Origin of the sequence: Streptomyces sp. NBC_01276 (assembly GCF_041435355.1) — a bacterium.
Classification (GTDB): Bacteria; Actinomycetota; Actinomycetes; order Streptomycetales; family Streptomycetaceae; genus Streptomyces.
On record NZ_CP108442.1, the window covers coordinates 132,404 to 143,447 of the forward strand.

Below are 11,044 nucleotides of genomic sequence, written 5' to 3' on the forward strand. Positions count from 1 at the left end.
TGTCGTGCTGGTCGATCAGTTGGTGCCGAGCTCGCCGTCGAGCAGTTCGAAGAGCTCTTCGTCGGAGGCGTCCTCGACCTCGGTCCCGGCGTCGTCCCCGGGTTCGCGGCCGGTGTCGGGGCCCGCTTCGCGCCACTTGGCGAGCAGTACCTCCAGCCGCACGGCCACGGTGGCCCGCGTTCCCCTGTCGTACGGGGAGCGCGCGAACGCGGCTTCCAGGCGGTCGATCTCGGAGAGCAGCGAGGGGGCCGGCTCCGGTCCGCCGGGCCCCGCGGAGGGCATCGCGGCGGACAGGTGATCGGCGAGGGCGGCCGGGGTCGGGTGGTCGAACAGCAGGCTCGCCGGGAGGCGCAGCCCGGTGATCGCGCCGAGGTGGTTGCGCAGCTCGACGGCGGTGAGCGAGTCGAAGCCGAGGTCGCGGAAGGCCTGTGCGGTGCCGATCGCCTCGGAGGAGGTGTGCCCCAGCACCGCGGCGACCTGGGTCCGGACGACGCCGAGGAGGATCCGTCGGCGCTTCTCGTCCGATGCGCCGGCGAGCTGCCCGGCGAGGGCGGCCGTCCCGGGCGCGGATTCCCGGGCCTGGCGGGCGGGGGCCCGGACGAGGCCGCGCAGCAGGGCGGGGACCGGCTCGGTGGTGGCGCGGCGGCGCAGGGCGGGGAGGTTCAGCCGTACCGGCAGGAGCAGGGCGTCCGGTCCGGCGCCGGGGGCATCGGCCGTGGTGCCCCCGGCGGCGGTACCGGTGGCCGGGGCTTCCCCGGTGGGGGGCGCGCTCGCCGTGTCGAAGAGGGCGAGGCCCTCCTCGGGGGTGAGCGGCGACACTCCGGCCCGGGCCATCCGCGCGAGGGCTCCCGCGCCGGCCTCCCCGAGCATGCCCCCCGTGCCCTCGGCGGCGGCCCAGGGACCCCAGGCCAGCGAGACGGCCGGGAGTCCGGCGGCCCGGCGCGACTGTGCGAGGGCGTCCAGGCAGGCGTTGGCGGCACCGTAGTTGGCCTGGCCCGCGTTGCCGAACGTACCGGCGAGCGAGGAGAACAGGACGAAGGCCGCGAGGTCCGTGTCCCGGGTCAGTTCGTGCAGGTGGAGCGCCGCCTCGGCCTTGGGCCCGAGGACGTCGTCGAGCCGCCGGGCGGTCAGCGAGCCCACGAGCGCGTCGTCGAGCACGCCGGCGGCGTGCACCACACCGGTCAGCGGATGCGCGGCCGGGATGCCGTCGAGCAGGGCGGTGAGCGCGCCGCGGTCCGCGACGTCGCAGGCGAGCGTGGTCACTTCGGCGCCCAGGGCCGCCAGTTCGGCGGCGAAGGCGGACGCTCCGGCGGCGTCGGGTCCGCGGCGGCTGGTCAGCAGCAGGTGCCGTACGCCGTGCGCCGCCACCAGGTGCCGTGCGACGAGCCGGCCGAGGGCGCCCGTCGCGCCGGTCACCATGACGGTGCCCGCCGGGTCCAGCCCCAGGGACGCGGGCAGCGCGGGAGCCCCGGCGCCGGTCGCACGGGCCAGCCTGGGCACGAACGCCCGGCCGTCCCGGAGGGCGGACTGCGGCTCACCGGTGGCGAGCACGGCCGCCAGCCCTTCCGGGTGGGCGCGGTCGGCGTCCACCAGCACGAAGCGTTCGGGGTGCTCGGCCTGGACGGACCTGACCAGCCCCCACACGGCGGCCTGTGCCGGGTCCAGCCGGGCCGCGTCGCCGGCGTCCACGGCGACCGCGTCGCGGGTCACGATGACGAGCCGCCGCGCCTCCGTCGTCGTACCGGCGTCGGGAGCGGTCAGCCACTCCTGTACGAGGGCCAGGGCGCGGCCGGCCACGGACCGTACGGCTCCGGCCTCCGACGGGCCGTCCGTCGCGAACAGTACGACGCGATCACCGGTGGGCGGCGCGTCCGGTGAACCGGGCGGGGACAGCGGGGTCCAGTCGACGCGGAACAGCGAGTCCCGGGACCGGCCCGACCGGGCGGCGGTGAGCTGCTCGGCGGAGATCGGGCGCAGGACGAGCGAGTCGACGGAGGTCCGGATCCGGCCGGTGGTGTCGGCGGCCAGCAGCGAGACCGTGTCCGGACCGGCGGGGGTCAGCCGGATCCGCAGGGCCTCCACGGCTCCCGTCTCCCCCGCTCCGGCCGCCGGCGCGGTGTGCGCCGTCACCCCGCTCCAGGAGAACGGAACCCGTGCCCGGTCACCCTCGTCGGCACCGGCGACGGGGCCGAGCGGGCCGGGGCCGAGGGCGACGGTGTGCAGCGCGGCGTCCATCAGGGCCGGGTGCAGTCCGAAGCCGGACACGTCGGTGCCCGCGGGGAGTCCGACCTCGGCGAAGAGCGCGTCGTCCCGCGTCCAGGCGGCGCGCACGCCCCGGAACACGGGGCCGTAGTCGAGCCCCAGGCCGGCCATCCGCTCGTACAGGGAGTCCAGCGCCTCCTCGGGGACGGCGACCGCCTCCGACGGGGGCCAGTCGGCCAGGGGGCCGGAATCGGCGGTGCCGTCGGCGCTCGACAGCGTGCCGACCGCGTGGCGCGTCCACGGCTCGTCAAAGGGCGCGCCCTCGGCGCGGGAGTGGATCTCCAGCGGGCGGCGGGCGCCCCCGTCGGGGGCGCCGACGCGCACCTGGATCCGTACCGCGGTGTCGTCCGGCACGACGAGGGGGGCGCCGAGGGTCAGTTCGTCCAGCCGGTCGCATCCGACGGCCTCGTCGAGGGCCGCGTGCAGGGCCAGGTCCACCAGGGCGGTGCCCGGGAGCAGCACGGCGCCCATCACCGCGTGGTCGGCGAGCCACGGATGGGTCGCGAGCGACAGCCGGCCGGTGAGGAGCAGCCCTTCGCCGTCGGCGAGCGCGACCGCGGCTCCGAGCAGGGGGTGGCCCGTCTCGGCCAGTCCGGCGGCGGCGACGTTCCCGGGCGCGGGGGTGGATTCGAGCCAGTAACGGGTGCGTTGGAAGGGGTAGGTGGGGAGGTCGACGCGCTGGAGGCCGTGTCCGGCGAAGAAGGCGGTCCAGTCGACGGGCGTTCCGTGGGCGTGCAGCCGGGCGAGGGCGGTGGTGACGGCCTCGGCCTCGGGCCGGTCGGTCCTCAGGAGGGGGACGGCGAGGGTGTTTTCCTCCAGGGCGTCCTGGGCCAGGGCGGTGAGGACGCCTCCCGGTCCGATCTCCAGGAAGGTGCCGACGCCCTCGTCCGCGAGGGAGGTGACCGCGTCGGCGAAGCGGACGGCCCCGCGGACGTGGCGCACCCAGTGGCCGACGGAGCAGAGCTCCCGCGCGGTCACGGGGCGGCCGGTGAGGGTGGAGACGACCGGCACGGCCGGGTCCCCGAAGGTGACCGTTTCCAGGGTTTTGCGGAAGTCGGCGAGCACCGGGTCCATCAGCGGGGAGTGGAAGGCGTGGGAGACGGAGAGCGCCTTCGTCCTGCGGCCCTGCGCCACCAGCCGCTCGACGACCGCGGCCACCGCGTCCTCGGCGCCCGAAACCACCACGGACGAGGGCCCGTTGACGGCGGCGATGTCCGCACGGTCAGCGTGGCCGGCCAGCAGTTCCCTCACCTCCTCCTCGGAAGCCTGTACCGCGACCATCGCGCCCCCGGCCGGGAGCGCCTGCATCAGCCGTCCGCGCGCGGCCACGAGCCGCGCCGCATCACGCAGCGAGAGCGCACCCGCCACATGGGCCGCCGCGAACTCACCCACCGAATGCCCGGCCAGGAAGTCCGGCCGGACACCCCACGACTCCACCAGCCGGTACGACGCCACCTCGACGGCGAAGAGCGCCGGCTGGGCGTGGTCCGTCCGGTCGAGGAGCTCCGCGTCGTCCCCGAACACCACGTCGCGCAAGGGGTGTTCGAGGTGCGCGTCCAGTGCGGCGCATGCCTCGTCGAAGGCTTCGGCGAACACCGGGAAGGCCGCGTGCAGTTCGCGTCCCATCCCGAGCCGCTGGCTCCCCTGCCCGGAGAAGAGGAACGCCCGCTTCGTACCGGGCTCGGCGACGGCCCGCACCACCGATCGTGCCGGGTCGCCGTTCGCGAGGGCCGCCAGCCCTTCCAGGACGCCGGCCGTGTCGGGTGCCACGACGGCGGCGCGGTGTTCCAGGGCGGTGCGGCCCGTGGCCAGGGAGTACGCCACCTCGGCGGCCTGACGGCCGCCGTCGTGTTCCGGTACGTGTTCCGTCGCGTACCGCAGGAGCCGCCGTGCCTGCTCGCGCAGCGCGTCCGGGCTCTTCGCGGACAGTATCCAGGGCGCCGTGGAGGGCGGTACGGGCGTCGTTCCCGGAGCGGACGCGGGCCGGGGGGCGGTCGGCGCCTGTTCGAGGACGACGTGGGCGTTGGTGCCGCTGAAGCCGAACGAGGAGACCGCCGCCCGTCGGGGGCGGCCGTCGTGTTCCGCCCACGCGACGGGTTCGGTGAGCAGGCGGACGGTTCCCTCGGACCAGTCCACGTGCGGCGAGGGCTCTTCGGCGTGCAGGGTCTTCGGCAGGACCCCGTGCCGCATCGCCTCGACCATCTTGATGATCCCGCCCACCCCGGCCGCCGCCTGGGTGTGCCCGATGTTCGACTTCAGCGACCCCAGCCACAACGGCCGGTCGGCCGAGCGCCCCCGCCCGTACGTGGCCAGCAGCGCCTGCGCCTCGATCGGATCGCCCAGTGTCGTCCCCGTGCCGTGCGCCTCCACCGCGTCCACATCGCCCGCCGACAACCCCGCACCCGCCAACGCCTGCTCGATCACCCGCTGCTGCGCCGGACCGTTCGGAGCCGTCAGACCATTCGAAGCACCGTCCTGATTCACCGCGCTGCCCCGCACCACCGCCAACACCGGATGCCCGTTGCGCCGGGCATCCGACAGCCGCTCCACCAACAGCATCCCCACGCCCTCGGCCCATCCGGTGCCGTCCGCGTTCGCGGAGAACGCCTTGCAACGGCCATCGGCGGCGAGGCCGCGCTGGCGGCTGAACTCCACGAAGGCTCCCGGGCCGGCCATGACGGTCACACCGCCCGCCAGGGCCAGTTCGCACTCGCCCTGCCTCAGGGCCTGGACCGCCAGGTGCAGGGCCACCAGCGAGGAGGAGCACGCGGTGTCCACCGTCACCGCGGGGCCTTCGAGGCCGAAGGTGTACGAGAGGCGGCCGGAGATGACGCTCCCGGAGTTGCCGGTGCCGAGGAAGCCCTCGACGCCCTCGGGTACCGACCGGAGCGCGGAGGCGTAGTCGTGGTACATCACGCCCGTGAAGACGCCGGTGCGGGAACCGCGCAGGGTGGCGGGGTCGATGCCGGCCCGCTCGAACGCCTCCCACGAGGTCTCCAGGAGCAGCCGCTGCTGCGGGTCCATCGCGAGGGCCTCGCGCGGGGAGATCCCGAAGAAGGCGGCGTCGAACTCCCCGGCGTCGTAGAGGAATCCGCCCCGGCGGGTGGTGCTGGAGCCGGTGGCGCCGTCCCCGGCGAGGAGGTCGAGGTCCCATCCGCGGTCGACGGGGAAGCCGGAGATGGCGTCGGTGCCCGTGGAGAGCAGCCGCCACAGGTCCTCGGGGGACCGCACGCCGCCCGGGTAGCGGCAGCTCATGGCGACGATCGCGAGGGGCTCGTCCGTGGCGCCGCCGTTCCGGACGACCGGTCGGACGGTGCCGGCCGGCCGGGCCCCGTCGAGCCGGCCGAGCAGGTGGCGGGCGAGCGCCTCCGGGGTCGGGTGGTCGAAGACCAGTCCGGCCGGCAGCCGTGCGCCGGTCGCCGAGACGAGTCGGTTGCGGAGTTCGACCGCGGTGAGCGAGTCGAAGCCGAGCTCCCGGAACGCCTGGGTCGGCTGGACGGTTCCGGGCCGGTCGTGGCCCAGCACGGCGGCCGCGTGGCCGCGTACGAGGTCGACGAGCAGCTCGGTCCGCCCCGCCTCCGTCAGCCCCCGCAGCCGCTCCGACAGCGCGGACCGGACGGCGTCCGCGGAGCCGGCCGCGGCCGCCTCGGTGCGCCGTACGGGGGCCGGGACCAGGTCCCCCAGCAGCGGGGGCAGCGTCCCCGTGCGGGCTTGTTCGCGCAGTGCGGGAAGGTCCCAGCGGACGGGTACGAGCAGCGGCTCCGGGGAACCCAGGGCGCGGTCGAGGAGTCCGAGGCCTTCTTCCGTCTCCAGCGCGACGAGCCCGGAACGGCCGATGCGCCGGTGGTCCGCCTCGGCCAGGGTGGCGGTCAGCGTGCCGGCGCTCGCCCACAGGCCCCAGGCCAGCGATACGCCGGGCAGGCCTGCGGCGCGGCGGGTGTGGGCCAGTGCGTCGAGGGCGGAGTTCGCGGCGGCGTAGTTGCCCTGGCCCGCGTTGCCGAAGATGCCGGCGGCCGACGAGAACAGCACGAAGGCCGACAGGTCCAGGCCCCGCGTGAGCTCGTCCAGGTGCAGGGCCCCGGCCACCTTCGGGCCGAACACCCCGCGCACCCGTTCGGGGGTCAGGGACGGCACCACGCCGTCGTCGGTCACGGCCGCCGCGTGGACCACGCCCGTCAGCGGGTGTGCGTCCGGCAGCGAGCCGAGCAGCCTGACCAGCGCCTCCCGGTCGGCCACGTCGCAGGCGACGGTGTCGACCACGGCGCCCAGTGCGCCCAGCTCGGCCGCGAACTCCCGGGCGCCGTCGGCGGCGGGGCCGCGGCGGCTCGCCAGGACCAGTCGCCGGACGCCGTGCCGGACCACCAGGTGCCGGGCCACCACCCGTCCCAACGCCCCGGACGCGCCGGTGACCAGGACCGTTCCCGACGGTGCGAACACCGCGGATTCGGGAGTCCCGCCGCCCGCCGGCGCGTCGGCCGCCCGTACCAGCCGGGGCGCGAACAGCGCGTTCCCGCGTACCGCCACCTGCGTCTCGCCCGACGCGGCCGCGGCCGCGAGCGCCGACGGGTCTTCGTCGTGCCCGCGGTCTTCCTCGTCCTCCTCCTCGTCGAGGTCGACGAGGACGAAGCGGCCGGGGTTCTCCGACTGGGCCGCACGCACGAGGCCCCAGACCGCGGCCTGCGCCGGGTCGGCGGCCGAGGCCGGATCGACGGCCACCGCGCCCCGGGTGACGACCAGCAGGCGCGACGCGGCGCACCGCTCGTCCGCGAGCCAGTCCTGTACGAGGGCCAGCGCCTCCTGCGCGGCCACGGACGGGCGGGCTGCGGCGTCGGTGCCCGTGCTCAGGGGGGCGGGGACCGGTGCCCGTACCGCCACCACGTCGGGGACGGGGGTCCCGTCGGCGGCCGGCCGGGGAAGGGCGTCGAGCAGGACGACGGGGAAGCCCGTGGCCCGGTCGGACCGTGGGTCCCGGGCAGGCTTCCATTCCAGCCGGAACAGCCCGCCGGCGCCGCTCGCGCCGACGGGGGCCAGCTGCTCCGCCGCCACCGGGCGCAGGTCCAGGGAGTCGACCGAGAGCACCGGGCTGCCCGTGGCGTCGGCGAGGGACAGCGACACCGCTCCCTCCCCGGCCGCGGCGGTGGACGACGACGCCGGGGCGAGGCGCAGGCGCAGCGCGGTGGCACCGGTCGCGTGGAGGGCGACCCCGTTCCACGCGAACGGGATCCGGGGCCCGTCGGCCGGCGCCGCGGGGTCACCGAGGCCGACCGTGTGGAGGGCGGCGTCGAACAGCGCGGGGTGCAGGCCGAAGCCGGTGACGTCGGTTCCCTCGGGCAGGGCGATCTCGGCGAAGAGTTCCTCCCCGCGCCGCCACCCGGACCGGACTCCCCGGAACACCGGGCCGTACTCCAGGCCCAGCCCGGCCATCCGGTCGTAGAGGGCGTCGGCGTCGAGGGGCTCGGCTCCTGCCGGGGGCCACTCGGTGAGTCCGGGGCCCGGGGGTGTGCCGGGGCTACGGTCGGGGCCGGTGCCCGTACCGGCCGACAGGAGTCCCGACGCGTGGCAGGTCCAGGCGTCCGCCGCCAGTGCGTCGTCGTGCCGCGCGTACACGCGCACGGCCCGCGTGCCGTTCGTGCCGGGGCCGTCCACGACCACCTGGAGCTGTGCGCCGCCCTGTCCGGGCAGGAGGAACGGGGCTTCCAGCGTCAGTTCCTCGATCCGGCCGCACCCCACCTGGTCGCCGGCCCGGAGCGTCAGCTCGACGAGCGCGGTCCCGGGCAGCAGCGCCGTACCCAGCACCACGTGGTCGGCCAGCCAGGGGTGCGTGGCGAGCGACACCCGGCCGGTCAGCAGCGCCCCCTCACCGTCGGCCAGGGTCACGACGGCGCCGAGCAGCGGATGTTCGGCCGGCCGGAGACCGGCCCGGGTGAGGTCGCCCGGGGCTGCGGCCGTTTCGAGCCAGTAGTGCTCGCGCTGGAAGGCGTACGTGGGCAGGTCGATGCGTCGGGCGCCGCGACCGGCGAGGACGGCCGTCCAGTCGACGGGTACGCCGTGGACGTGGAGATGGGCGAGGGCGGTGGTGACCGCCACGTCCTCAGGACGGTCGGCACGCAGCACCGGGACCACAGCGGGGCCGCCGTCGAGGACGGCCTGGGCCATGGCGGCCAGGACACCACCCGGCCCGATCTCCAGGAAGGTGTTCACCCCTTCCCCGGCGAGGGAGGCGACCGCGTCGGCGAAGCGGACGGCCTCACGCACGTGACGCACCCAGTAGTCGGCGGTGCGGAACTCCTCCGCCGACACAGGGAGGCCGGTGAGGGTGGAGACGAGCGGCACGGTCGGGGCTCCGTAGGAAACGTTCTCGGCGACCTTGCGGAAGTCGTCGAGCATCGGGTCCATGAGGGGCGAGTGGAAGGCGTGCGAGACGGTCAGCGCCTTCGTCTTGCGGCCGTCGGCCGACAGCCGGTCCACGACCGCCGCCACCGCATCCTGCCCGCCCGAAACCACCACGGCCGACGGGCCGTTGACGGCAGCGATGCCCGCACGGTCCTCGAACCCGGCCAGCAGCTCCCGTACCTCTTCCTCCGAGGCCTCCACCGCAACCATCACGCCCCCGGCCGGGAGGGCCTGCATCAGCCGGCCACGAGCCGCCACCAGAGCCGCCGCGTCCTCCAGCGAGAACACACCCGCCACATGGGCGGCGGCGAACTCACCCACCGAATGCCCGGCCACGAAGTCCGGCCGGACACCCCAGGACTCCACCAGCCGGAACAGCGCCACCTCGACCGCGAACAACGCCGGCTGCGCATAACCGGTCCGGTTCAAGATCTCGGCGTCGCCGCCCAGCATCACCTCCCGCAAGGGCCGTTCGAGGTGGGCGTCCAGTGCGGAGCAGACCGCGTCCAAGGCCTCCGCGAACACCGGGAAGGCCGCGTACAGATCACGCCCCATCCCCAGCCGCTGACTCCCCTGCCCCGAGAACAGGAACGCCACCGTCTGCCGGGGCACGACGGCCCCCGTCGCCACGACGGCGCTCCCGGCATCACCCGCGGGGGCGTCCTGCGCGAGCAGTTCCAGTGCCCGGAGCAATTCCTCGCGGTCCGATGCCACGATCGCCGCCCGGTGGTCCAGGGCCGCCCGGGTCGTCGCCGTCGACAGGCCCAGGTCGGCCAGGGACTCGTCGGGGTTGTCCTGCGCATGACGCAGCAGACGTGCGGCCTGGCCGCGCAGCGCGGCCTCGTTCTTCCCGGAGAGCAGTACGGGCGTCGCGCGCGCCGGGTGCTCCGGCGGCGCGTTCTCGCCGCCGGCCGGACCCGGCTCCGGCAGCGGGGGCTGCTCGATGACGACGTGGGCGTTGGTGCCGCTGAAGCCGAACGAGGAGACCGCCGCCCGTCGGGGGCGGCCGTCGTGTTCCGTCCACTCCACGGGTTCGGTCAGGAGGCGTACGGTTCCGGACGACCAGTCGACGTGCGGGGTCGGCGCGTCCACGTGCAGGGTCCTGGGCAGGACGCCGTGCCGCATCGCCTCGACCATCTTGATGATCCCGCCCACCCCGGCCGCCGCCTGGGTGTGCCCGATGTTCGACTTGAGGGAGCCCAGCCACAGCGGCCGGTCGGCGGAGCGCCCCCGCCCGTACGTGGCCAGCAGCGCCTGCGCCTCGATCGGATCGCCCAGTGTCGTCCCCGTGCCGTGCGCCTCCAGCGCGTCCACATCGGCCGCCGACAGGCCGGCGTCCGTGAGGGCCTGGCGGATCACGCGCTGCTGCGAGGGGCCGTTCGGGGCGGTGAGGCCGTTCGAGGCGCCGTCCTGGTTCACCGCGCTGCCCCGGACCACCGCCAGCACCGGGTGCCCGTTGCGCCGGGCGTCGGAGAGCCGCTCCACCAGCAGCATGCCCAGTCCCTCGCCCCAGCCGGTGCCGTCGGCGGCGGCCGCGAAGGGCTTGCAGCGGCCGTCTGCGGCCAGTCCGCGCTGGCGGCTGAAGTCGACGAAGGACGTCGGGGTGAGCATCGCGGTCACGCCGCCCGCGAGCGCCAGGTCGCACTCGCCCCGCCGGAGCGCCTGCACGGCGAGGTGCAGCGCGACCAGGGAGGAGGAGCAGGCCGTGTCGACGGTCACGGCCGGCCCTTCCAGGCCGAAGGTGTACGACACCCGTCCGGAGACGACGCTCGCCGCGCTGCCGGTGCCGATGTAGCCGTCGACGTCGTCCACGGCCTGCTGGAGCACCGATGTGTGGTCGTGGTACATCACACCCGTGAACACGCCGGTGCGGCTGCCCTTGAGGGCCGTGGGGTCGATTCCGGCCCGTTCGAACGTCTCCCAGCAGGACTCCAGCAGGATGCGTTGCTGGGGGTCCATGGTGAGTGCCTCACGAGGTGATATCTCGAAGAGGCCCGCGTCGAAGAGGTCGATCCCGTCGAGGAACCCGCCTTCCCGGACGTGGCTGGTGCCACGGGTGTCGGGGTCGGGGTCGTAGAGGGATTCGAGGTCCCAGCCGCGGTCGGCGGGGAAGGGCGTGATGGCGTCGCCGCCGTCCGTCAGGAACTGCCACAGGCCCTCGGGTGACGCGATGCCGCCGGGGAACCGGCAGCTCATCGCGACGATGGCGATCGGCTCGTGCTGTGCCGCGTCGAGGTCCCGCAGCCGCTCCCGGGCCTCGTGGAGATCCGCCGATACCCGCTTGAGGAAGTAGCGCAGCTTTTCCTCGTTGTTGTTCGCCTGGAGGTCAGACACCTGAGTCACCTTTTACGTCGAGCCGGTGGGGCCGGAAGTCGGCAGATGGGCTGTG

General features: G+C 75.2%; 1 protein-coding gene. It reads right to left on the reverse strand.

Features of this window, described 5'->3' with window-relative positions; genetic code table 11:
• Nucleotides 1-15: 15 nt before the first annotated feature.
• Nucleotides 16-10,998 (reverse strand): SDR family NAD(P)-dependent oxidoreductase, encoded by a 10,983-nt coding sequence (locus OG295_RS00515; RefSeq protein ID WP_371674949.1) that lies wholly within the window; start codon nucleotides 10,996-10,998, stop codon nucleotides 16-18.
• Nucleotides 10,999-11,044 lie beyond the last annotated feature (46 nt).